The sequence below is a fragment of the Microbacterium sp. NPDC086615 genome (assembly GCF_040686055.1).
GTDB lineage: Bacteria > Actinomycetota > Actinomycetes > Actinomycetales > Microbacteriaceae > Microbacterium.
Genome location: NZ_JBFBJJ010000004.1, coordinates 22,693 through 43,159, shown reverse-complemented (window position 1 = coordinate 43,159; position 20,467 = coordinate 22,693). Strand labels below are relative to the sequence as shown.

General features: G+C 71.7%; 22 protein-coding genes. 9 read left to right on the top strand and 13 right to left on the bottom strand.

Going from position 1 to position 20,467, the window contains the following annotated elements; translation table 11 throughout:
- The first annotated feature begins 24 nt into the window (after positions 1-24).
- Complete coding sequence (locus AB0O24_RS05780; protein WP_363373255.1) at positions 25-795, top strand: SDR family oxidoreductase; 771 nt, start codon at positions 25-27, stop codon at positions 793-795.
- A gap of 16 nt (positions 796-811) precedes the next feature.
- The gene (locus AB0O24_RS05775) at positions 812-1,891 is read left to right on the top strand and encodes a hypothetical protein (RefSeq protein WP_363373253.1); all 1,080 of its coding nucleotides are present in this window, start codon (positions 812-814) and stop codon (positions 1,889-1,891) included.
- A 10-nt stretch (positions 1,892-1,901) separates the two neighbouring features.
- Here the strand turns inward: AB0O24_RS05775 and AB0O24_RS05770 are convergent, their stop codons facing one another.
- Positions 1,902-3,401: an MFS transporter gene (locus AB0O24_RS05770; protein ID WP_275800867.1), complete on the bottom strand. Its 1,500-nt coding sequence runs from the start codon at positions 3,399-3,401 to the stop codon at positions 1,902-1,904.
- Between the two features lie 115 nt (positions 3,402-3,516).
- Between AB0O24_RS05770 and AB0O24_RS05765 the strand changes: the two genes are divergently transcribed.
- The 3 genes from AB0O24_RS05765 to AB0O24_RS05755 all read left to right on the top strand — a co-directional run bounded on the left by AB0O24_RS05765 (position 3,517) and on the right by AB0O24_RS05755 (position 5,373).
- Positions 3,517-4,002 carry a phosphoribosyltransferase gene (locus AB0O24_RS05765; RefSeq protein WP_275800866.1) on the top strand — a complete coding sequence of 162 codons (486 nt, stop codon included), beginning with the start codon at positions 3,517-3,519 and terminating at the stop codon, positions 4,000-4,002.
- Positions 3,999-4,685, top strand: a complete 687-nt coding sequence (locus AB0O24_RS05760; RefSeq protein ID WP_275800865.1) for a uracil-DNA glycosylase — start codon at positions 3,999-4,001, stop codon at positions 4,683-4,685. The genes AB0O24_RS05765 and AB0O24_RS05760 overlap by 4 nt, the downstream gene beginning before the upstream one ends.
- A gap of 76 nt (positions 4,686-4,761) precedes the next feature.
- Positions 4,762-5,373 carry a GNAT family N-acetyltransferase gene (locus AB0O24_RS05755; protein ID WP_058596554.1) on the top strand — a complete coding sequence of 204 codons (612 nt, stop codon included), beginning with the start codon at positions 4,762-4,764 and terminating at the stop codon, positions 5,371-5,373.
- A gap of 99 nt (positions 5,374-5,472) precedes the next feature.
- Here AB0O24_RS05755 and AB0O24_RS05750 read toward each other — a convergent pair whose 3' ends face one another.
- The 8 genes from AB0O24_RS05750 to AB0O24_RS05715 form a co-directional block, all read right to left on the bottom strand.
- Positions 5,473-5,802, bottom strand: a complete 330-nt coding sequence (locus tag AB0O24_RS05750) for a protealysin inhibitor emfourin (RefSeq protein WP_363373248.1) — start codon at positions 5,800-5,802, stop codon at positions 5,473-5,475.
- Positions 5,789-6,847, bottom strand: coding sequence for a M4 family metallopeptidase (locus AB0O24_RS05745; protein WP_363373246.1), 1,059 nt, complete (start codon positions 6,845-6,847; stop codon positions 5,789-5,791). Before AB0O24_RS05745 ends, AB0O24_RS05750 begins: the two co-directional genes overlap by 14 nt.
- Before the next feature lie 204 nt (positions 6,848-7,051).
- Positions 7,052-7,840 (bottom strand): ATP-binding cassette domain-containing protein, encoded by a 789-nt coding sequence (locus AB0O24_RS05740; protein ID WP_307382146.1) that lies wholly within the window; start codon positions 7,838-7,840, stop codon positions 7,052-7,054.
- Positions 7,837-8,697 (bottom strand): ABC transporter ATP-binding protein, encoded by an 861-nt coding sequence (locus AB0O24_RS05735; protein WP_363373243.1) that lies wholly within the window; start codon positions 8,695-8,697, stop codon positions 7,837-7,839. The genes AB0O24_RS05740 and AB0O24_RS05735 overlap by 4 nt, the downstream gene beginning before the upstream one ends.
- Positions 8,694-9,563 (bottom strand): ABC transporter permease, encoded by an 870-nt coding sequence (locus AB0O24_RS05730; RefSeq protein ID WP_307382144.1) that lies wholly within the window; start codon positions 9,561-9,563, stop codon positions 8,694-8,696. The genes AB0O24_RS05735 and AB0O24_RS05730 overlap by 4 nt, the downstream gene beginning before the upstream one ends.
- Complete coding sequence (locus AB0O24_RS05725; RefSeq protein ID WP_363373240.1) at positions 9,560-10,510, bottom strand: ABC transporter permease; 951 nt, start codon at positions 10,508-10,510, stop codon at positions 9,560-9,562. Before AB0O24_RS05725 ends, AB0O24_RS05730 begins: the two co-directional genes overlap by 4 nt.
- The gene (locus AB0O24_RS05720; RefSeq protein WP_307382143.1) at positions 10,507-12,018 is read right to left on the bottom strand and encodes an ABC transporter substrate-binding protein; all 1,512 of its coding nucleotides are present in this window, start codon (positions 12,016-12,018) and stop codon (positions 10,507-10,509) included. The genes AB0O24_RS05725 and AB0O24_RS05720 overlap by 4 nt, the downstream gene beginning before the upstream one ends.
- A 140-nt stretch (positions 12,019-12,158) precedes the next feature.
- Positions 12,159-13,076, bottom strand: a complete 918-nt coding sequence (locus tag AB0O24_RS05715; protein ID WP_363373238.1) for an alpha/beta hydrolase — start codon at positions 13,074-13,076, stop codon at positions 12,159-12,161.
- Between the two features lie 88 nt (positions 13,077-13,164).
- Here AB0O24_RS05715 and AB0O24_RS05710 point away from each other — a divergent pair, with 88 nt between their 5' ends.
- The 3 genes from AB0O24_RS05710 (at position 13,165) to AB0O24_RS05700 (ending at position 14,901) form a co-directional block, all read left to right on the top strand.
- Positions 13,165-13,653, top strand: coding sequence for a carboxymuconolactone decarboxylase family protein (locus AB0O24_RS05710; protein ID WP_363373235.1), 489 nt, complete (start codon positions 13,165-13,167; stop codon positions 13,651-13,653).
- A complete protein-coding gene (locus tag AB0O24_RS05705; protein WP_363373233.1) occupies positions 13,650-14,360 on the top strand; it encodes a tyrosine-protein phosphatase in 711 nt (236 codons plus the stop codon). Before AB0O24_RS05710 ends, AB0O24_RS05705 begins: the two co-directional genes overlap by 4 nt.
- Before the next feature lie 76 nt (positions 14,361-14,436).
- A complete protein-coding gene (locus AB0O24_RS05700) occupies positions 14,437-14,901 on the top strand; it encodes an SIP domain-containing protein (protein WP_363373231.1) in 465 nt (154 codons plus the stop codon).
- A 374-nt stretch (positions 14,902-15,275) separates the two neighbouring features.
- Here AB0O24_RS05700 and AB0O24_RS05695 read toward each other — a convergent pair whose 3' ends face one another.
- From AB0O24_RS05695 to AB0O24_RS05680, 4 genes are all read right to left on the bottom strand, one after another.
- On the bottom strand, positions 15,276-15,731 hold the full coding sequence (locus tag AB0O24_RS05695; RefSeq protein ID WP_363373228.1) for a Fe-S oxidoreductase: 456 nt from the start codon (positions 15,729-15,731) through the stop codon (positions 15,276-15,278).
- Positions 15,728-16,540 (bottom strand): arginase family protein, encoded by an 813-nt coding sequence (locus AB0O24_RS05690; protein ID WP_363373225.1) that lies wholly within the window; start codon positions 16,538-16,540, stop codon positions 15,728-15,730. Before AB0O24_RS05690 ends, AB0O24_RS05695 begins: the two co-directional genes overlap by 4 nt.
- 66 nt (positions 16,541-16,606) lie before the next feature.
- Positions 16,607-17,362 (bottom strand): PspA/IM30 family protein, encoded by a 756-nt coding sequence (locus AB0O24_RS05685; protein WP_307382136.1) that lies wholly within the window; start codon positions 17,360-17,362, stop codon positions 16,607-16,609.
- A 91-nt stretch (positions 17,363-17,453) separates the two neighbouring features.
- Positions 17,454-19,475, bottom strand: a complete 2,022-nt coding sequence (locus AB0O24_RS05680) for a TPM domain-containing protein (RefSeq protein ID WP_363373221.1) — start codon at positions 19,473-19,475, stop codon at positions 17,454-17,456.
- Between the two features lie 122 nt (positions 19,476-19,597).
- On the opposite strand from AB0O24_RS05680, the gene AB0O24_RS05675 reads away from it, so the two are divergent.
- Positions 19,598-20,431 carry a DUF3097 domain-containing protein gene (locus tag AB0O24_RS05675; RefSeq protein WP_058629617.1) on the top strand — a complete coding sequence of 278 codons (834 nt, stop codon included), beginning with the start codon at positions 19,598-19,600 and terminating at the stop codon, positions 20,429-20,431.
- Positions 20,432-20,467: the final 36 nt, after the last annotated feature.

Genomic DNA, 20,467 nt, shown 5'->3' with positions numbered 1-20,467 from the left:
GAGGGGACGAGTAGCGTGGATGCCATGACGCGACGCGCAGTGGTGACCGGGGCCAGTTCGGGTATCGGAGAGGCGACCGCTCGCCTCCTGCGCGCGCGGGGGTGGGACGTCGTGGGCGTCGCCCGCCGCGCCGACCGACTCGTGGCTCTCGAGGCCGAGACGGGGGTCGTCGCCCGCGCGGCCGACCTGACCGACGCCGACGACATCACGGCCCTGAGCGACTGGCTCGACGAGACCGGCGGGGTCGACGCCCTCGTGCACGTCGCCGGTGGGGCGCGCGGCAGCGACCGCGTCGAAGACGGCGATCCCGATGACTGGCGCTGGATGTTCGAGGCCAACGTCCTCTCGTCGCAGCGGCTCGTGGCATCCCTCCTGCCTTCGCTGCGCCGCGCCGCCGACGCCGCCGGGCACGCCGACCTGCTCTTCGTCACCTCGACCGCCGCCCAGACCGCCTACCCCGGTGGCGGCGGGTACAACGCCGCGAAGGCCGGCGAATCCATGCTCGTGCACGCGCTGCGTCAGGAGCTGAACGGCGAGCCCCTCCGCGTGATCGAGATCGCGCCGGGCATGGTCCGCACCGAGGAGTTCACGCTGAACCGGCTGGGTGGCGATCAGGATGCCGCCGACAAGCTCTACGAGGGCGTCGAGGCGCCGCTCGTGGCCGACGACGTCGCCGACGTGATCGCGTACGCCCTCGACGCCCCGGGGCACGTGAACCTCGACCTCGTGACCGTGCGGCCGGTCGCTCAGTCGGCCCAGCACCTGTTGGCGCGGGGACCTCTGCGAACCCGGTGACGCAGAGCCCGCTGTCGTGACCGAGCCGACGACGCTCGACGTCGAGGCGCTGCGTGCGCGCCCGAGCCGTGCCGAGCTCCGGGAGTTCTGGGCGCGGTTCCGGCGGGAGTACCCGCGCGTCCGCGACCCCGAGAGGAGGGGGCGGCGGGCCGTCTTCACCTTCCTCCTGATCGTGTCGACGATCGGCGCGCTGGGGTCGTGGGCCACCATCACGTCGGAGATCCGCCACGGCGGGTCCGACGAGGTCCGGCCGATGGCCCTGTTCGCGTTCATGTTCCTCGGGGTGTTCGTCTTCAGCGTGTGGGGCGTCATCCGCACGGCCAAAGGGCGCACGCGCCCCCGCGAACACTGGGCCCTCGCGCACTTCGCGGAAGACAACGGCCTCATCTACACCCCGGGTCCGCGCTCGGGCACGATGCGCGCGTGGTGGAGCATCACGGGCCACACCGTCTCGCGGGCGATGACGCGCGAGAACGCGGACGGGCGGACCGTCGAGTGGGCGGACTACGAGATCCGCAACGCCACCCGCCGGTTCACCTACCCGCCCGTGGGCGGGTGGATCAGGATCGGCCTCCGGCGCCCGCTGCCGCACATCATCGTGCGCGCGGCCCGGCGCGGAACCCGCGCGTTCGCGGTGGCGGCCGTCCCCGACTCGGCCCAGAGGCTCTCGCTCGAGGGCGACTTCGACGAGCATTTCGACCTGTACTGCCCCGAGGGGTACGAGGCGGATGCGCTCTACCTGTTCACGCCCGATGTCATGGCCCAGGCGATCGATGACGCGGGCGGATGGGACATCGAGATCGTCGACGATCTGCTCCTTCTCGTGCACCCGCGCGATGTCGTCACGACCGACCCGGAGCGGTGGGTCGAGGTCATGCGCACCGCGGACGCCTTCGCCGCGAAGCTCGAGCAGTGGGAGCGCTGGCGCGAGGGCCAGCTCCGAGACGACCCCGCGGTGACGGGGCTCCGGCGCGACACCGGTGAGGTGGCGCCGGCCGGTCGCCGTCTGAGGACGTCGTGGGGCCTCGCGGCCTGGGTGTCGTTCGGCATCGTCGTGGCGCTGGTCGTCGGGTTCTTCCTCCTCGGGCGCCCCTGAACGGCGAGGATCAGCTCACGTCGCCCTGCGCGGCGCGCGCATCCACCTCGGCCTCGGGGCGGTCGGCGAACGCGACGCGGGGGACGAAGAGCAGCAGCACCGCCGCGGCGAACCCGCCGGCGGCGCAGATCGACCACACGGTCAGGTAACCCGCGAGGGGAGCGGCCGTCGCCGCCACCGCCGAGCCCGCCCCGGCCGCCAGCACCACCCCGAACACCGCGGACGACATCGTTCCGCCCACGGTCTTCGTCGTGTTCGTGAGAGCGGATGCCACACCCGTCTGCCCGCGCGGTGCGGCGGCGGCGGCTGCCGCGGGCATCGCCGCGACGAGCGCTCCCGAGCCGAGCCCGGCGATCGCGAGGCACATCAGCACCTGCCACAGCTCGACGTGCAGGGGGAGGAGCAACGCGTATCCCGCACCGACGAGGACCGCCGCGCCGATCAGCACCGCCCGCGGACTCGCGCGGCGCGAGGTCACGGCGAACAGCACGGCCCCCACGATGAGCGAGACGAGGTAGACACCGATCACGTTCGAGCGGTCGGTGGCATCCAATCCCAGTCCGTACCCGAGCGCCCGGTCGGTTCCGGCGTACGTGGCGAGGGGGCCCTGCGCGCCGAGCAGGCTGATGCCGACGAGGAAGGCGGTCGTCTGCACCGGCCACATCTCGGGGCGACGGAGGACGCGGATGTCGACCGCCGGATCGGGCTGACGCAGCTCGAACAAGACGAAGATCGCGCCGAGTGCGACGCCCGCGACGAGGAGCGCACCGATCGCGACGGGTCCGGGCCCCTCCGGCAGCCGGACGAACGAGAGGGCGCCCGTGACGCACAGGAGTGCACCCGCGAGGATCGCGAAGCCGCCGACATCGAGTCGCCGCGGGTCGGAAGTACGCTCCGACTCGGGAACGCCCAGCCAGATGACGAGGCAGACGAGGGTCACCACCACCGCGGGGACGGCGAGGGCGAGTCGCAGGTCTCCGCCCGTCGCGGCGAACAGGCGGCCGGCAGCGAGAGCGCCGATGATGGCGCCCGCTTGCAGGCCGACGACGAGCAGGCCCGCGGCGCTGCGGGTGCGCGAGACGCCGCGCTGGAGGCGTCGGCCGCGGTCGAAGATGAGGGCGATCTCGAGCGGCAGCCATACGACGTAGAACCCCTGCAGCGCCCACGCGAGCAGGAACGACGTGAACGAGTCGGCGAAGACGAGCCACCAGCTGGCCGCGGCGGTCGCGATCGCGGACGCGAGCAGGATGCGCTTGTGCCCGAACATGTCGCCGAGCTTGGCGAGGATCGGGAGGACGAGCGCCGACAGCAGGAGCTGGGCGGCCTCGAACCAGTTGACGTCGGCATCGCGGATGCCGAGATGCACGACGATGTCCGGCAGCAGCGGCACGTAGTACCCCTGCAGGATGCCGCTGGCGAGCTCGACCACGACGAACCAGCCGATGAGACCCGCGGTCACCCCGAGCGCGGACCCGCGCACCCGGCCGACCGCGCCGGAGACGCGCGACATGGCGCGACGATAGCACCGCGGGGGCGTGGCATCCGGTAGTCGCTTTCGCGAGCGCGCGGCGCGAGAGCGGCGGCCCGCGCCCTAGGGTGAAAGCAGTCGATGAGAGGAGTCCGGCGTGACGGACGAGCGTGAGCGGTTGAGCTGGGACGATTTCGGAGCGGCGACCCGCGACATCTCGCGAGCGATCGTGGCGGATGGCTTCGAGCCCGAGGTCGTCGTCGCGATCGCACGCGGCGGACTGCTCCCCGGTGGCGCGATCGCCTACGGCCTGGGAGCCAAGAACTGCGGGGCGCTGAACGTCGAGTTCTACACCGGGGTCGGCACGGTGCTCGACGACCCCGAGGTCCTCCCTCCCGCCCTCGACCTGTCGTACCTGAGCGGGCGCCGCGTGCTCCTCGTCGACGACGTCGCCGACAGCGGCCGCACGCTGGACCTCGCCGTGAAGCTCCTCACCCGGCACGGTGCCGAGACGCGATCCGCGGTGATCTACACCAAGCCGTCGACGATCATCACGCCCGATTACTCGTGGAAAGACACCGACCTGTGGATCGACTTCCCCTGGTCGTTCCAGGGGTCGGTGCACGAAGAAGACGCGGCGTGACGGCGAAGTCTCTCGTCGAGCTCGCGGATGCCGGGCTGATCAACGCGTCGTGGGTCGAGCCGCTGGCCCCGGTGGCCGCCGACATCGCCGCGATCGGTGAGCGTCTGCGCAGCGAGGCTAAGCCCTATCTGCCGGCGGGGGACCTCGTGCTGCGGGCATTCCGCACGCCGATCGACGCGGTGCGCGTGCTGATCGTCGGCCAGGATCCGTACCCGACGCCCGGGCATCCGATTGGCCTGTCCTTCGCGGTCGACCCGCACGTCCGGCCGCTGCCCCGCAGCCTCGGGAACATCTACCGCGAGCTGTCCGACGATCTCGGCATCTCGCCCGCTCCCCACGGCGACCTCTCGGCATGGGCGGCGCAGGGCGTCATGCTCCTGAACAGGGTGCTGACGGTGGCGCCGGGAGCCCCGGCTTCCCACCGCGGCTGGGGCTGGGAGCGTGTCACCGAGCACGCGATCCGCTGCCTCGTCGCGCGCGACGCCCCGCTGGTGGCGGTGCTGTGGGGCCGGGACGCCATGAACCTCACGCCCCTGCTCGGCGACACGGCGATCGTCTCGTCGCCGCATCCGTCACCCCTGTCGGCGAGTCGCGGGTTCTTCGGGTCGAAGCCGTTCTCGCGGGTCAACGCGCTGCTCGAGGAACAGGGCGCGGAGCCCGTGGACTGGCGCCTTCCGGCCTGAGGACGTCCTCGCGCGGCTGGGGTCGACGCGGCTCGGGTCATACGCCCGAAACGCCTGTCTGCGTAGAGTGGCGTGCGTGCTGGAAGAAGAGTACGAGAAGAGCCGTCGGCGGCTGCCGGCGCACCTGCGTCGCGCACCCGAGCCGGAACGCCCCTTCTCGTACGAGATCCGCCCCGCGACGGAAGCGGACATCCCCGACATCCGCGAGATCTACAACTACTACGTCCGCAACTCCGTGGTCACCTTCGACGAGAAGGCGTGGTCGATCGCCAAGTGGCGCGACAAGTTCGCGACGCTGAAGCGGCTCGGACTTCCGTTCCTCGTGGCGGAGTCGCCGAGCGGCCAACTGCTCGGATACGCGCTCGTGCAGCCGTGGCAGTCGAAGTCCGCCTACCGCTACACCGTCGAGAACTCGATCTACCTGGGCCAGGCGGCCGCGGGCAAGGGGCTCGGCCGCGCGCTGCTTGAGGCGCTGATCGCGGCGTGCCAGGATCTCGGCATCCGAGAGATGGTCGCCGCGATCAGCGACAAGGGCGCCGACGCGTCGATCGCCCTGCACGAGAAGCTCGGCTTCACCGAGGTGGGCCGTATGGGTCGCGTCGGCTTCAAGTTCGGCCGGTGGCTCGGCGTGGTCTACCTGCAGAAGAGCATCCCGTCGAAGAAGAAGCGGCGGAAGCTGTTCGGCTGAGCCGCGCGCGGTGTCGGCGGCAGGGAGGCGGGCGGAACTCCTGAGTTTCCGCCCCGGATGCGGCGTGCCGCGCTTGCGGGAGGATCGACGTCCGGTTTCTCAGGAGTTCTGCCCGCTCGGTCGGTCCTGAACCGCGATCCGGCGCACTTCGTCGACGAGCGACCGCCACGGCCCCTCGACCTGCTGGTCGCTGAGCCGCGCCTGGCGCACCGCCGTGTCGCCACGACGCACCTCGATGCGCCACTGGAACCGATCGGCCCCGGTGGCGGGGGTCGGAGGCGCATCCCACGGGCAGCTCTCGACGAGCTCGCGCCAATGCGGGGCCCGGTCGGGATCGGGTTCCGCCCGCCACTGCTTCGACAGGCCGGCGATCCCACCGGAGCGAACCACCACGATGGCGAAGCGTTCGTCGGTGTCAGGCTGCGGCATCCTCCTCGACGCCGACCCCGGCCCACGCGGCGCGGACGGCGGCGACCTCCTCCGACTCCTCACCGTACTCGGTCGCCGCCGCGGCCAGGGTGGCGCGGGCAAACGCGGCGAAGTCGGCCGTGGGCGAGAGCGTTCCGGCGGTCAGGGTGCGGTACCAGATGAGGCCCGCACGCTCCCACGCGAACCCGCCGAGCTGGGTCGCGACCAGGAAGAAGGCCCGGTTGGGGATGCCGGAGTTGATGTGTACACCGCCGTTGTCGTCGTCGGTCTCGACGTAGTCACGCATGTGCCCCGGCTGCGGGTCCTTGCCGAGGACGTCGTCGTCGTACGCGGTACCCGGCGCCTTCATCGACCTCAGCGCCTCGCCCTGGACGGCCTCGGCGAAGATGCCGGACCCGATCAGCCACGACGCCTCGTCGGCCCGCTCGCCGCGGTGGTGCTGCTCGGCGAGTGCCCCGAACACGTCCGACAGCGACTCGTTCAGCGCACCCGACTGCCCCTGGTACTCGAGGCCCCCGGCGGCCTCGGTCACCCCGTGCCCCAGCTCGTGCGCGATGACGCTCAGTGATCGCGTGAACCCCACGAACACCTCGCCGTCGCCGTCGCCGAAGACCATGCGCTCGCCGTTCCAGAACGCGTTGTCGTAGTCGTCCCCGAAGTGGACGGTCGCGAGCAGCGAGCCGCCGGCGGCGTCGATGCCGTCGCGAGCGAAGGCGTCCCAGAAGAAGTCGTACGTGGCCCCGAGGCCGTCGTATGCCTCGTCGACGGCGCTGTCGACGGACGGCGGCTCGTCTTCACTGCGCACCCGGCGGCCGGGCAGGTTCTCGGTGTTCCGTGCGTCGGAGACGACCCGGTCGGGTGCCGGTACGGCCTCGGCGACGAGCGCATCGCCGTCGATCGACAGGCGCAGCCGTCGACGGGTGGCACGCTGCGGCCGCGGCATCGCGAGCGTCTTCCGCGCGGCGGCGGCCGCTCGCGCGAGACGGGGGTCATCGGTCGAGGCGAGCCGATCGAGCAGGAAGGGGGGAACGATTCCGGGGATCATGCGCCGAGGCTAGCGCCGACCTCCGACGTTGAGACATCCCTTGTCCACAGTTGCGCGAAGAGTCCGCGGGCGCCGGGGCGCGGCATCCGTCGCCCCGAGCACGGGACGAGACGAGGACGGGTCGGCTCTCGCGGTTCTCGTGCCTCGGTCGCCGGCACGCCCAGGTGCCCGACCTCGCGCGTGGCGCCAAAGTGATCCGTGCGCTCAGCGCGGAAGCGTCGGAACGGATGCCAACAGTTGCCGCGTGTACGCGGCCTGGGGCTGCAACAGCACCTTCTCGGTCGGTCCCTGCTCGACGACGCGGCCGTCCTTCATGACGACGACCTGGTCGCACACGTTCTGCACCACACCGATGTCGTGCGAGACGAGCAGGAGCGTCAGGTCTTCTTCCGCGCGCAGGCGGGCGAGCAGCCGCAGGATCTGCGCGCGCACGGTCACGTCGAGCGCCGACAGCGGCTCATCGCCGACGAGGATGCGCGGGCGGTGCACGATCGCGCGCGCGAGGGCGATCCTCTGGCGCTGGCCTCCCGAGAACTCGTGCGGGAAGCGCGCGGCGATGTCGGCATCGAGCCCGACCTGCTCGAGCACCTCGCGCACGCGCGCGCGCCGGTCGCCCTCGATGCCGAGCGCCCAGAGCGGCTCGCCGACGATCCGGCCGACGCTCATGCGGGGGTCGAGCGAGGCGTACGGGTCCTGGAAGACGATGCCCGTCGCCCGCCGCAGCCAGTGCAGCGACCGGGCCGACCCGCGCGCGTCGACGGCCCGACCGTCGACCTCGACGGTGCCGGTCGTCGGCACGTCGAGACCCAGCAGCAGGCGGACGAGCGTCGATTTGCCCGATCCCGATTCGCCGATGACACCCACGGCGGAGCCCGCGCGGACCGTCAGGTCGACGTCGTCGAGACCGACCGTGCGTTCGGGCCGGCCGAAGCCGCGGCGGGGTGCGGGGTAGCTCCGCGACAGGCCGCGCGCGTGGATCAGCGTCTCGCTCACGGCGCCTCCTCGTCCGCGAAACCTTCGCCGTGCGCGAACGTGGGCGGATCGTCCGGGGTCCCGGCATCCCGACCAGGATGCTCCGGATGCCACAGCGTCGCCGTCGCATCCCGCAGCAGGGCCTGCGTGATCGGGGACGACGGTGCGCGCAGCAGCTCCGAGACCTCGCCCCGCTCGACCACGCGTCCGTGCTCGAGGACGACCGCGTGGGTCGCGACCTGCGCGAGGACCGCGAGGTCGTGGGTGATGAAGACGAGCGACATCCCGGCATCCTGGACCAGTTCACGCAACAGCGAGAGGACACCGGCCTGGATGGTCACGTCGAGAGCGGTGGTCGGCTCGTCGGCGATGAGCAGACGCGGACGGCATGCGAGTGCCATCGCGATCGCGACCCGCTGACGCTGACCGCCCGAGAGCTGGTGCGGGTAGCGCGACACGATGCGCTCGGGGTCGGGCAGGGCCACGCGCTCGGCCTCGATGACGGCGCGTCGGAGCGCTTCACGACGCGAGACCCTCTCGTGGATGCGCACGGATTCGCCGATCTGTCGGCCCACCGTGTGGAGGGGGTTCAGGGCGGTGCGGGGCTCCTGGAAGACCATGCCGATGTCGTCGCCGCGCAGGCTCGCGAGGTCGCGATCCGGAAGGCCGAGGATCTCGCGGTCGTTCCAGCGGACGCTCCCCGTCGCGCGGGCGCCGTCCGGGAGCAGCCCGAGGATCGCGAGGGCCGTCAGGGACTTCCCTGACCCCGATTCGCCGATCAGACCGACGCGGGCACCGTCGGGCACCTCGAACGAGATCCCGTCGACGACGGCGCGACCGTCGATCTCGACGCGCAGGTCGGTCACCCGGAGACTCACGCGACCACCCCCGGCACATGGGTGCGAGCGGCGGACGTGCGCTCGGCGAGCGTCGGATCGGCGGCCTCGCGGAGAGCGTCTCCGAGCAGATTGAGTCCGAGCACGGTGAGGGTGATCGCGAGCCCCGGCCACACCACCGTCAGCGGGTGCACGGCGATGTAGGCCTGCAGGTCGTTGAGAAGCACCCCCCACGACGGCTGGGTGATCGGGGCGCCGAAGCCGAGGTACGACAGGCCCGCCTCCGCGAGGACGGCGACGGCCATGCCCCACGACAACTGCACGATGAAGACGGGCGCGACGTTCGGGAGCAGGTGCCGCGTGAGGTTCTGCCACGTCGTGAGCCCGCTCGCGCGCCCCGCCAGGACGAAGTCGCTCTGCAGCACCCGGCGCAGCTCCGGTCGGGTGACGCGCGCGATGTTCACGCCGAAGCCGATCCCGACGGCCCAGATCACCACGGCGAGCGAGCCGCCCCATACGGCCGAGATCATCATCGCGATGATCAGCACGGGGAAGGCGACGAGGATGTCGACGAGCACCGCGACGCTTTCGCGGATCCACCGGGCGGTGAGCGAGCCGAGAGCGGCGAGGGCGATGCCGAGCACCGAGGCGACGACCCCGGCGCCCACCGCGACCGCGATCGTCGTGCGCGTGCCGGCCATGAGGAGGCTCGCGATGTCGCGGCCGTTGTTGTCGGTGCCGAGTACGTGCGGCCAGGACGGGTCGGTCCAGCGCGCGCGGGCATCGACCGCGGCGGGGTCGAACGGCGTCCACACGAACGAGACGAGGGCGACCACGACCAGCAGAACGACGATCAGGATGCCGAACCGCCCGGTGCCGAGGGCCCAGAGACGTCTGAGGGTGCTCACGAGGCCTCCCTCTGCCGGGGGTCGATCAGCCGGTGGACGAGATCGACGACGAAGCCGACGATGAGCACGAAACCGGTCAGGGCGAGCAGCTCTCCCTGCACCTTGGGGAGGTCGCGCGCCGCCACGTCGGCGACCAGCATGCGCCCCACGCCGGGGAGGGTGAACAGCTGCTCGATGACGACAGCGCCCACGATGATCCCCGCGATCTGGAGCCCCAGCACCGTGATGATCGACAGGCCCACGTTGGGCAGGCCGTGGCGCAGCAGTGCCCGCGTCCGGGTGAGGCCCTTCGCGGCCGCCGTGCGCACGTAGTCCTGGCCGAGCGCCTGCAGGGTCGCGCTCCGCACGAAGCGGAGGAGCATCGCCCCCTCGACCACGCCGATCGTCACCGCCGGCAGCACGAGCGCCCGGAACGCCGCAGCCGGATCGTTCCAGCCGGCACGGGGGAAGCCCTGCGGTGGGAGCCACCCCAGCCACACGGCGAACACGACGACGAGCATCATCCCCGCCCACACGACGGGGACGGCCGCGAGAGCCTGCGCCCCCACGCTGATCGCGGTCCCGCCCGCGCTCCGACGGCCCAGGGTCGACATCACTCCGAGGGGGATGCCGACGACGAGGGCCACCGTGAGCGACATCGCCGCGAGGGGCACGGTCACCTGCGCCTTGCTGAGCAGCTCGCTCATCACCGGCGTGCCGGTGAGAAGCGAACTGCCGAGGTCGCCGCGGAAGAGTCCGCCGATCCAGTCGAGGTACTGCTGCCACAGCGGGACGTTCAGCCCGAGCCTCTCGCGCAACGCGGCGACCTGCTCGGGGCTCGCCTGCGTGCCCCCGACCAGCTGGGCGACGTCGCCCGGGAGCACCCGGAGCGAGAGGAAGATCAGCGCGCTGGCCACGGCCAGGCCCAGCACGAGCAGGCCCAGCCGTGTCAGCGCGTAGCGGATCACTCCGACGAGACGGTCACGCCCGCCAGCGGCAGGCGCACGTTCAGCGAGTTCTTCGGGAAGTTCGACACGTTCGTGGCGACCGCGGTGCGCGGGGCCGAGAGAAACAGCCAGTCGGCGGCATCCTGATCATCGACGATCTGCGCGGCTTCGGCGAGGAGGTCGGACGACTGCTGGTCGTCGGTGCTCGCCAGGGCCTCCGCGTACAGTCGCTGGACCTCGGCGTTGTCGAAGCCGAAGTAGTAGGTCGGGTCGGCCCAGTTGCCGAAGTCCCGGGCCTCGACGTGGCGCACGAAGCTCAGGTCGTAGTCGTGGTTGGTGTACACGTCGGTCAGCCACGTGGAGAAGTCGACGGAGTCGACCTTGAGCGTGACTCCCACATCGGCGTACGACGACACGAGGAAGGTGGCGAGCGTGCTCGGGTAGACGTTCGGGATCTTCAGCGTGAGCGTGAGGTTGTCGGCCCCCGCCTCGGCGAGCAGCTCGCGCGCACGATCGGGGTTGTACGACACGCTGCCCGTGAGGTCTTCGTAGCCGGGGTCGAGCGGGGGGATCGGACCGTTCAGCGGCTGCGCCGTGACCAGCGTTTCGACGAGCGCGTTGTGGTCGACCGCGAGACGCAGGGCCTCGCGCACGCGCTGGTCGTTCAGGGGGGCGCGCTGGTTGTTGAACGCGAGGGTGCCCTTGTCGGTGGTGAGCCCGGACTCGATCGTGAAGTTGCCGGTCCCCTCGATCTGGCCCTGCAGGTCGGGGTCGATCTCGAGCGCGACATCGACGTCGCCGCTGACCGCCGCATTGGTGGCCGCGCTCTGGTCGGGGATGTAGTCGAGCACGACTTCGGCGACTCCCGCCTTGTCGCCCCAGTAGCCGTCGTACCGGGCGAGCGTGAGGCTCTGTCCCGTGTTCCACGACGCGACGCGGAAGGGACCCGTGCCGTTCTCGGCGGTTTGGAGGCTCGTCGTGTCGCCGTTCTTGAAGATCAGGCCCGCGCGACCCGTCAGCGCGAACAGGAAGTCGATGTTGGGCTTCGCGAGCGTGACGACGACGGTGGACGCGTCGGGGGAGGAGAGGGATGCCACATTCGCGAGGTCGGCGCTGCTCTGCACCGTCGCGTCGTCTTTCGCGGTCTGCAGCGAGGTGACGACGTCGTCGGCGGTGAGCGCGCTGCCGTCGTGGAACGTGACGCCCTGACGGAGCGTGAACGTGTACGTCAGACCGTCGGGCGAGACGTTCCACTCGGTGGCCAGCGCGGGCACGATCGCGTTGTTCTCGTCGCCGTTGCGGGTCACGAGGCCCTGGTAGACGTTGTCGACGAGGGCTTGCTCGAGGGCGGCTCCGCTGGTGTGGCGGATGTCGAGGTTCGACGGCTCGAGCGACAGGCGCACCGTGAGAGTGGCGTTCGGGTCGGCCTCGCCGGTCGGGCCGGGCGCGGTGTTCGAGCCCGTGCACGAGGTGAGCAGCAGGGCTGAGATCAGGAGCGCGCTCGTGGCGAGGGCAGTGCGGCGCAGCATTGCGGGATGTCCTTTCGCAGGCCGAAGGCATCCGAGTGCTGTGGATGCCGTGCAGGGGTGCAAACAGCCTACTTTCACCCGTATTCCCCGCACGCCGTTGATGACGCCGCGCGACGCAGGATGACGCCGCGCGCAGGGCGTCAGTGCGCGGACGCGACCTCGCGGATCAGGGCGGCGAGACCGGCGGGGTCTTCCTCCTGGGCGTTGTGTCCGGTCGAGAGGACACGGACGTCGGCGGTCGGCACGCGCCGCACGAGCTCGTCGGCGTCGTCGGCGGTCACGAACCCGCGCTCGCCGCGGGCGAGGGTGATCGGGGAAGTGACCTGGGCCACGTCGTCCCAGCCCGTCGTCGCGAGCACCGCGCGCACGGCATCCGGGGTCGAGGGATCCGCCCCGGCGTTCACCGCGGCGGCGGCGAGGTGGGCGAAGTGGTGCTTCCACTCGACCCGCCCGTCGGGGCGCACGCGCGAGCTGTGGAACACCCCGCGTTCCGCGGCGGCGCGCGAACCGCCCAGACCGAACGACAGCGCGCGCTCCACCAGCTCGTCGCGCGACGCCCAGTCGGTGGGGCCGGCGAAGAACGCCCGCAGCTGCGCGGGACCGCCGCTCGGGTCGATGCCCGGCGTGATGTCGACGACGAGGAGTCGTTCGATGAGGTCGGGACGGGATGCCGCGACAGCGGCGCCCGTGAGACCGCCGAGCGAGTGGCCGATCAGCGTCTGCGGTCCCTCCGCCCATGTCTCGATCGCCGTCACCACGTCGGGGGCGAGGATGCGCGCGACGTAGGCGGCGTCTTCGCGCCACGACGAGTCGCCGTGCCCGGGGAGGTCGAGGGCGAGCGCGGGGAGCCCGAGGTGCAGCAGCGTCGTGTCCCACGTGTGGGCGTTCAGGCCCGCGCCGTGGAGGAGCGTCACCGCGGGGGGAGCGTCGCCCCACCGCAGACCGCTCAGGACGCGCCCGTCGTCGAGCGTCAGCTGCACGCGCTCGACGGTCGGTGTCGGGCGGCCGGCCTCGGCGGCCTGGGCGGGAAGGAACGAGAACTCGTCGACCTCGGGCATGGCATCCACCCTCCCACCCGCGCCCGCGGGCCGCCACTGCGCCGTCCCTTTCGGCGCCCGCGTCGCGCGCTCGCCGTAGGCTGTGGCCATGGGTGAGGAGAAGCGCGTTCATCTGTCGAAGAAGGCCCCCGAGGCGTACGCCGCGCTGCGATCGTTCTCGAGCACCGTTGGGCGGCTCGCCGCCGATGCCGGTATCGACGCGCGCTTGCGCGAGATCGTGCAGATCCACGCCTCCCAGCTCAACGGCTGCGCGTACTGCGTGCGTGCGCACGTCGACGCGGCGGTCAAGGCCGGCCTCGACGCCGACGTGATCGCGCAGATCGCCACCTGGCGGGAGTCGGGCGTGTTCGACGAGCGGGAGCGGGCGGCTCTCGAACTCACCGAGTCGTTCACCTTCATCCACGAGGACGGCATCCCCGACGACGTCTACGACCAGGCTGGCGGCATCCTGAGCGAAGCCGAGTACGTGGCGCTCTCGTGGATCCTCGTCGCGATCAACGCGTTCAACCGCGTGGCGATCGCGGGACGATACCCCGTCCCGCCGCGCGCGGCTCACGACCACGGGGAGACCGCGTGACGTCGCTGGTCTCGGGGGCGGCGAACTTCCGCGACGTCGGCGGGCTGCCCGCGGGTGACGGCCGGACGCGAGGCGGGGTCCTCTTCCGCTCCGGCAATCTCGTCGCGGTCGACGACGACGGCATCGACACGCTGCGCGCGCTGGGCATCCGCCGCGTCATCGACCTGCGCGATGGGACCGAGCTCGCCCACGCGCCGAGCCGCTTCGACGACCTGCCCGTGGAGGTGCAGCACGAGCCGCTGTTCCTCGGCTCCGTCGACTCGTTCTTCGCCCGTGACGTGACGCTCGACGAGCTCTACGCGGAGCTCGTCGAGGAGTCCGCCGATCGGATCGTGTCGGCGGTGCGCGGCATCCTGAAGGCCCAGCCCGTACTCGTGCACTGCACGGTGGGCAAGGATCGCACCGGGGTGACGGTCGCGATCGCGCTCGCGGCGGCGGGTGTCGACCGCGAGGCCGTGGTCGCCGATTACGCGCGTACCGAGGCCCTCCTGCCGCCCGAGCGCAACGCGGCCGTGTTGCGGGCGATCCGAGCGTTTCATCCCGAGAACGTCAACGCCGAGGCCCTGGCGACCCGGTCACCGGCCCCCGCGATGCGTGCTCTGCTGGACCGTCTCGATCGCGCGTACGGCTCACCCGCCGGATACCTCCGGGCCCACGGGATGAGCGACGACGAGGTGCGCCGCCTGCACGACGTGCTGATCGACTGAGCGATTGCTCGACGTCGCGATACAAAGCAGGAACTCAGGTTAGGCAACCCTTCTTCGCGGGTATAGTGGGGGCATCATGTCCCTTTCTTCCGAGCACAACGACGCCGCCTGCCGTGCGTCGCGGCACACCCGTGTGCAGCACCTCGTGACCGCCGACGAGACCTCTCTCGCCGAGCTCGAGGCCCTGCTGGCGACGCTGCCGATCTGCTCGACGGGGCGCGTGTTCATCGAGGTCCCCGATGCGTCGTGGATCGGCCGGATCGCGGCTCCCGCGCGCATGACCCTGACCTGGCTCGATCGCTCGCGCCGCGGTGGTGCGCCCGGAACGGGACGCTGCTGTGCCGCGGGCGAGGCTCTCGTGCGCGCCGTCTCGGGCTGGGCCGGCGAGATGCTGTGCTGCGACGACGACGACACCCGCATCTTCCTGCTGGGCGGATATCTCGGCACGGCCGAGATCGTGGACGAGCTCGTCGCCCGCCACGGCGTCGATGCGCAGTCGATCCACACGCCCGAGCGCTTCGGCCTCGCGACCGCGCGCTGAGCGCGGCCGAGGATCGGCTCGCTCGCGCGTGATTGGCGTGCCGCGCGCGTTTCGGCGCTGCATAAACGCGATCCGCGCGCATAAACGCGCTGTGCTCGTGTTTCTGTGAGTGGATGGCGTTTATGCGTGTGCACGGCGTCGCGTCGCACGGCGTGCGCGGGCCCGCGGAGCGCTGGGCCCCGGAGCGCCGGCGCGTGCGCGCTTTCGGTACGGCATAAACGCGATCCGCGCGCATAAACGCGCTGTGCTCGTGTTTCTGTGAGCGGATGGCGTTTATGCGCGTTCGGCGGCGGTGCCGTGCGCCGGCGCGCGGAGCGCCGGGGCGGCGGGGAACGAGGCGGCACCGACACCGCGCCGCCGCGAGACCGCGCCGCTCAGCTGCCCCGCGGCACGTAGTTGCCCTCGGCCAGCCCCGCCTCGATCTCGAAGCGGTTGCGCAAGGGGTCGCGGCCGGCGAGGGCGTAAAGGACCGGCATGAGGAAGCCGTAGCGCTGCCACTGGCGTTTGTGCACGGCCTCGTGGCCGAGCACGGTGTCGGTCGGGCGGGCGTCGCCGGTGAGGAAGCACCCGCCGACGCAGACGCCGCCGCGGGGATACGCCCACGAGGGGAGCCCGCGGAAAACCCACAGGCCGTGTCGCTTCTCGACGCGACCGGTGCTCCAGAGGGATCCCCACACCCATCCGACGGTGCAGCCGTACCAGTACCCGACGCGGCTGACGGGGGAGTCGAGCAGGAAGCCGGGAATGAAGCGGTCCCAGAAGCGCCCGCGCGCGACAGCCCGGTCGGCACGCTCACGCCATCCGGTGGGCGGTCTCGGGATCGGGCTCACGCCAAGGCCCCGATGAGCCGGAGGATCGTCCCCAGGTCGTCGACGGCGGCCGCGGGCGACGACGGCGAGAACTCGGTGAGCGTGGCCCCCGCGAGAGGCACCCGCTCTCGCAGAAGACGAAGGGATGCCACGACGTCGGTCGTGCGCGCGCCGAAGGGCTCGGGCAGGGCGACGCCGGTCATCTCCGCCGGGTCGAGCACGTCGAGGTCGACGTGCACGTACACACGGGAGGCTCCGGTCGCCTGCACCGCCTCGGCCAGCACCTCGGGGTCGGCGAGAGCGTCCGGCGCGATCACGCGGATGCCGTGCTCGTCGATGAAGCGCTGTTCCTCGGCATCCAGGGCCCGCGTTCCTGCGAGAACGATCCGGGACGGCGAGATTCCGGGCTCGAGGCGGTGGAGATCTTCACCGTCGCCGGTGATCGCGCGCAGAACCATCCCGTGGAACGCCCCGCTGGGGGAGGAGACGGGGGTGTTCAGGTCGGCGTGGGCGTCGATCCACACGACGGCGAGGTCGTCGCCCGCGACGGGGGAGACCGCGCCGAGGGCCACGCCGCAGTCGCCGCCGACGACGATCGCGGGATCGGCACTCGCGCGGACGGCGTCTTCGATCCGCTCGCGCATCCGCATCAGCGCGCTGAGCCGGTGGATGCCGGTGCCCTGCGCGTCGCCGGCCTCGGGTACGGCGTCGAGCACCGTGGTGGAGGCGCGCGGCAGGTCGCCCGCGATCGCCTCGGCCCCGTCGATGAGCTGCATCGCCCGAGACGAGGAAGATCCCTGCCACTGGGGAGCGACGATGAAACGCGCCATGGGTACCTCCGGAAGAGACCGAGAGTGCACCGCCCGGCGGGCCGGGCGATGCACTCTCGGAACGGATCAGACCTGGTCGGGGCTCGGGGCGTCGATCGCGGCCCGCTGCGGTCCGCCGACCTTGAGGGCGGCGAGGCGCGCCTCGACCTCGGTGAGCTCGCCCACGTCCTCCAGGGCGTTGAACTGCGCGTCGATGCTCGAAGCGGCCAGCTCCTGCTTTCCGGCGGCCAGGGCCTCCTGACGGCGGATCTTGTCTTCGAAGCGGCCGAGCTCGCTCGTCGGGTCGAGGACGTCGATCGAGCGGACCGCGTCGTGCACCTTGTTCTGCGCCTCGGCGACCTTCGCCCGTGCCGTGAGCTCGTTGCGCTTGGCCTTCAGCTGCTCGAGCTTGGTCTTCATGCCGTTGAGACCGTCTTTGAGCTTGTCGACGACCTCGGTCTGCGCGGCGATGGTCGGCTCGGCGGCCTTGGCCTCGCCCTCGGCGGTGATCTGACGCTGGAGGGCGATCTTGGCGAGGTTGTCGAACTTGTCGGCCTCGGCGATGTTGCCCGACGCGCGGAGCTCGTCGCCCTTGCGGCTCGCGGCGAGGGCCTTGTTGCCCCACTCCGCGGCGGCCTGGCGGTCTTCCTGGTGGTCGCGCTCGAGGAGGCGCAGGTTGCCGATGGTCTCGGCGATCGCCGATTCGGCGTCGGCGATCGAGTTGGAGTAGTCGCGGACGAGCTGATCCAGCATCTTCTGCGGGTCCTCGGCTTGGTCGAGGAGCGCGTTGATGTTCGCGCGGACGAGGGTGGTCATGCGACCGAAGATGGACTGCTTGGCCATGCGGGGGTTCCTTCCTAGGGCGACGATGTCGAGTCTGGTGTCGAATGCTACGAATTTTCTGTGACGGCCGGGATCGGCTTGCGGCGGTGGCTCAGAAGCGCCCGCCTCCGCGACGCGACCGGCCGCCGCCGCTGCTCCGCGAGCCGCCCGAACGCATGCCGCCACCGCCGGAGCGCGATCGGGAGCCGCCGGAGCGAACGCTTCCGCCGAAACCGCCGCCGAAGCCGCCGCGCGAGCGCGAACCGCCCCCGCCGAGCAGCGAGTTCACCGCGATCCCACCCAGGATCGCGCCGAGCACATCAGGTCCGCCACCGGAGCCGCCGCCGAACCCGCCCACGTCGTTCTGGGCGAGGGATCCGGCCTCGCCGGAGAGCTGGACCGCGCGCTGCGCGAGCGACAGCGCCGTCACCGGATCGCTCGCGCGCAACTGCTCGGCCTGCACGAGGGCGGCGCCGGCTTCGGCCAGACGCGTCCGGGCCGTGGGCCCGACGGCTCCTCGCCGCGCGGCGATGAAGCTCTCGGTCGACGACACCTGCGCACGCGCCTGCACGAGGGTGCTGTCGAGCTGAGATGCGGCGCGCCGCTGGCGCTCCGCCGCGTCCCGCGCTTCGGCGAGGACCGCATCGATGGTCGCGTTGGCCTTCTCGAGCGTGCCGAGTGCTCCGAGAGGGTCCGAGCGCTCCCCGCCGAGCGAGGCGCGTGCCGCGTTGCGTTGCGCCGTCGCGGCAGCCACGGCCCCCGCGATCCGGCCGTCAGGGTCGGGGAGGGCGCCCGCGGCGGCGATGTCGCCGTCGATCTCGGCCGCGAGGTCGGCGCAGCGCTTCTCCGCGGTCGCCAGATCGGCGGCCAGCGTCGAGACGGCCTTCTCGAGCGTGTCGGCTTGGCTGACGGCCACCTGGCTCGCGCGCAGGGCGGCGGCTGCCTCGCCCGTGTCACCCGCTGCGAGAGCGGTCGAGGCCGCCGCGATCTGTTGCGCGGCGAGGTCGAGCCGCGCCCGCGCCTGCGCCGGGTTGTCGGCGACGGGGGCGAGAGCGGTGTCGGCGTATCGCTGGCGTAGTCGCGCGAGCTCGGCCTCGGCGCCGGGGAGCGCGGCCGCGGCCGCGGCGTGCTGCTCCTGCACGCGCGCCAGGGCCTCCGGGGCCTCGGCCTCGAGAGCGCGAAGCTCTTCGAACGCCGCCGCCTTGGCATCCAGGGCCTCATCGGCCGACCCGCATAGGCGGAGGATCTCGGTGTACCCCGCGCGGCGCTGTTCGGGACTTTCGGGCGTCTCGTCGTCGAGCTGCTGCGAGATCGTGAAAGCACGGTCGAGGTCGGCCTTCGCTTGCGCGAGGACCTCGACGAACGGGGCCGCGGCCTCGTCGCCGAACTGCGCGCGGGCGAACCCGAGTTCTTGCTCGCTGTTCTTGATCGCGTCATCGGTGGCGACGAGCGCCGACCCCGCCCGCTTCACGAGATCGTCGATGTCTTCCTCGCGCGTCGACGAGCCCCCGGATGCCGCGCGCCGACGGCGCAGCCCGAACCACAGCAGGCCGCCGCCGATCGCCAGCACGAGCACGACGAGGAGCGCGATGAGGCCGATGTCGGGCCCGCTCCCGGCGGGCGTCGGCGGGGCGGGAGCGGGAGCGGCGCGCTCGGCGGCCGTGAGCCCGTCCGCGGCCTTCATCGCCGCCCCGGCCCAGTCACCGTTCGAAAGGGCGGGCTGGACGAGGTCCTGCTCGATGTCGGCCAGCTGCGTCGACGTGAGGGCACCGTCGTCGACGTCGCCCGACAGGTAGTAGGCGCGGCCGCCGACCGAGACGGCGAGCAGGTACTGGTGCGGACCGAGGTTGTTGCGGTTCGCCGTCTCGTTGGCCCAGTCCGCCGCCGCCTCGGGCTGCGTGAACTCGTCGACGTACGCGACCCACATGTCGAAGCCGGTCTCGTTCGTGAGCCGCAGCAACCGGGACTGCACCTCGGCCTCTTGGGCGTTGGTCAGTACGTCGGCCTGATCGAGGACGTAGCTCGAGCCCAGCGTGGGCGGCGGGACGGCGGCGGCCGACAGCGGCCACCCGAGCACCCCCGCGACCAGCACGAGCAGAGCCACCGTCGCTTTCGCGGCACCGGGCTTTCGCATCCCTCCCCCTTCGGCTGCGGACCCGACCACTCTATAAACGACCTCGGACACGGGGGTAGGAGCGGCGCGTCCGCTCTCAGCGCACAGGAGTGCCGCATAGGCTCGGACGCTCGGAGGTAGGAATGGACGACCGCTACGGCACCGATGTGCTCGCCCGCGGCTGGCGCGACGCCGGACGAGTAAAGCCCGCCCAGGTGGCGGCATCCGTCGATCTGGTGGTCGAGGTCGCCGGTACGGACTTCGTGGGTGCCGTGACCCGCGTCGAGGGCATGAACGTCGAACTCGAGGACCGCTTCGGCAAGCGCCGACTCTTCCCCCTCGGCGGAGGCTTCCTCGTCGACGGCAAGCCGGTCGTGCTGACCGCCCCGGCCGCCGCCGCGAAGGGCCGTACGCGCACGGCATCCGGTTCCTTCGCCGTCGATGACCAGCGCGCCCGCACGGCGCGCGCGAGCCGCATCTTCGTCGAGGGCAAGCACGACGCCGAGCTCGTAGAGAAGGTCTGGGGCGCCGACCTGCGCGCCGAGGGCGTCGTCGTCGAGTTCCTCGAGGGCGTCGACCTGCTCGAACAGACCCTGGATGCCGAGCCCCCGACCGCCGAGCGACGCTACGGCGTGCTCGTCGATCACCTCGTCGCGGGCTCCAAGGAGTCGCGCATCGCCGAGAAGATCGCCCGGGGGCGGCACGGGGCACACGTGCGCATCGTCGGTCACCCCTTCGTCGACGTCTGGCAGTGCGTCACGCCCCGTGCCCTGGGGATCGCCGCCTGGCCCGAGGTCCCCCGCTCGATCGAGTGGAAGGTCGGCGTGTGCCGCGCCCTCGGCTGGCCCGCGGAAGAGCAGGCCGACCTCGCCCGTGCCTGGCAGCACATCCTGTCGAGAGTGACCACGTTCCGCGACCTCGAACCGGCCCTGCTCGGCCGCGTCGAGGAGCTCATCGATTTCGTGACCGTCCCGTGAGCGGCCGCAAGCGTGCCCTCTCGCGTGAGGGGTCAG

Excerpts from the sequence above, each read along its gene's own strand:
- AB0O24_RS05780 (WP_363373255.1), top strand. The coding sequence starts at position 25 with ATGACGCGACGCGCAGTGGTGACCGGGGCCAGTTCGGGTATCGGAGAG.
- AB0O24_RS05770 (WP_275800867.1), bottom strand. The coding sequence starts at position 3,401 with ATGTCGCGCGTCTCCGGCGCGGTCGGCCGGGTGCGCGGGTCCGCGCTC.
- AB0O24_RS05750 (WP_363373248.1), bottom strand. The coding sequence starts at position 5,802 with ATGCCGCAGCCTGACACCGACGAACGCTTCGCCATCGTGGTGGTTCGC.
- AB0O24_RS05745 (WP_363373246.1), bottom strand. The coding sequence starts at position 6,847 with ATGATCCCCGGAATCGTTCCCCCCTTCCTGCTCGATCGGCTCGCCTCG.
- AB0O24_RS05720 (WP_307382143.1), bottom strand. The coding sequence starts at position 12,018 with ATGCTGCGCCGCACTGCCCTCGCCACGAGCGCGCTCCTGATCTCAGCC.
- AB0O24_RS05715 (WP_363373238.1), bottom strand. The coding sequence starts at position 13,076 with ATGCCCGAGGTCGACGAGTTCTCGTTCCTTCCCGCCCAGGCCGCCGAG.
- AB0O24_RS05710 (WP_363373235.1), top strand. The coding sequence starts at position 13,165 with ATGGGTGAGGAGAAGCGCGTTCATCTGTCGAAGAAGGCCCCCGAGGCG.
- AB0O24_RS05700 (WP_363373231.1), top strand. The coding sequence starts at position 14,437 with ATGTCCCTTTCTTCCGAGCACAACGACGCCGCCTGCCGTGCGTCGCGG.
- AB0O24_RS05690 (WP_363373225.1), bottom strand. The coding sequence starts at position 16,540 with ATGGCGCGTTTCATCGTCGCTCCCCAGTGGCAGGGATCTTCCTCGTCT.
- AB0O24_RS05685 (WP_307382136.1), bottom strand. The coding sequence starts at position 17,362 with ATGGCCAAGCAGTCCATCTTCGGTCGCATGACCACCCTCGTCCGCGCG.
- AB0O24_RS05680 (WP_363373221.1), bottom strand. The coding sequence starts at position 19,475 with ATGCGAAAGCCCGGTGCCGCGAAAGCGACGGTGGCTCTGCTCGTGCTG.
- AB0O24_RS05675 (WP_058629617.1), top strand. The coding sequence starts at position 19,598 with ATGGACGACCGCTACGGCACCGATGTGCTCGCCCGCGGCTGGCGCGAC.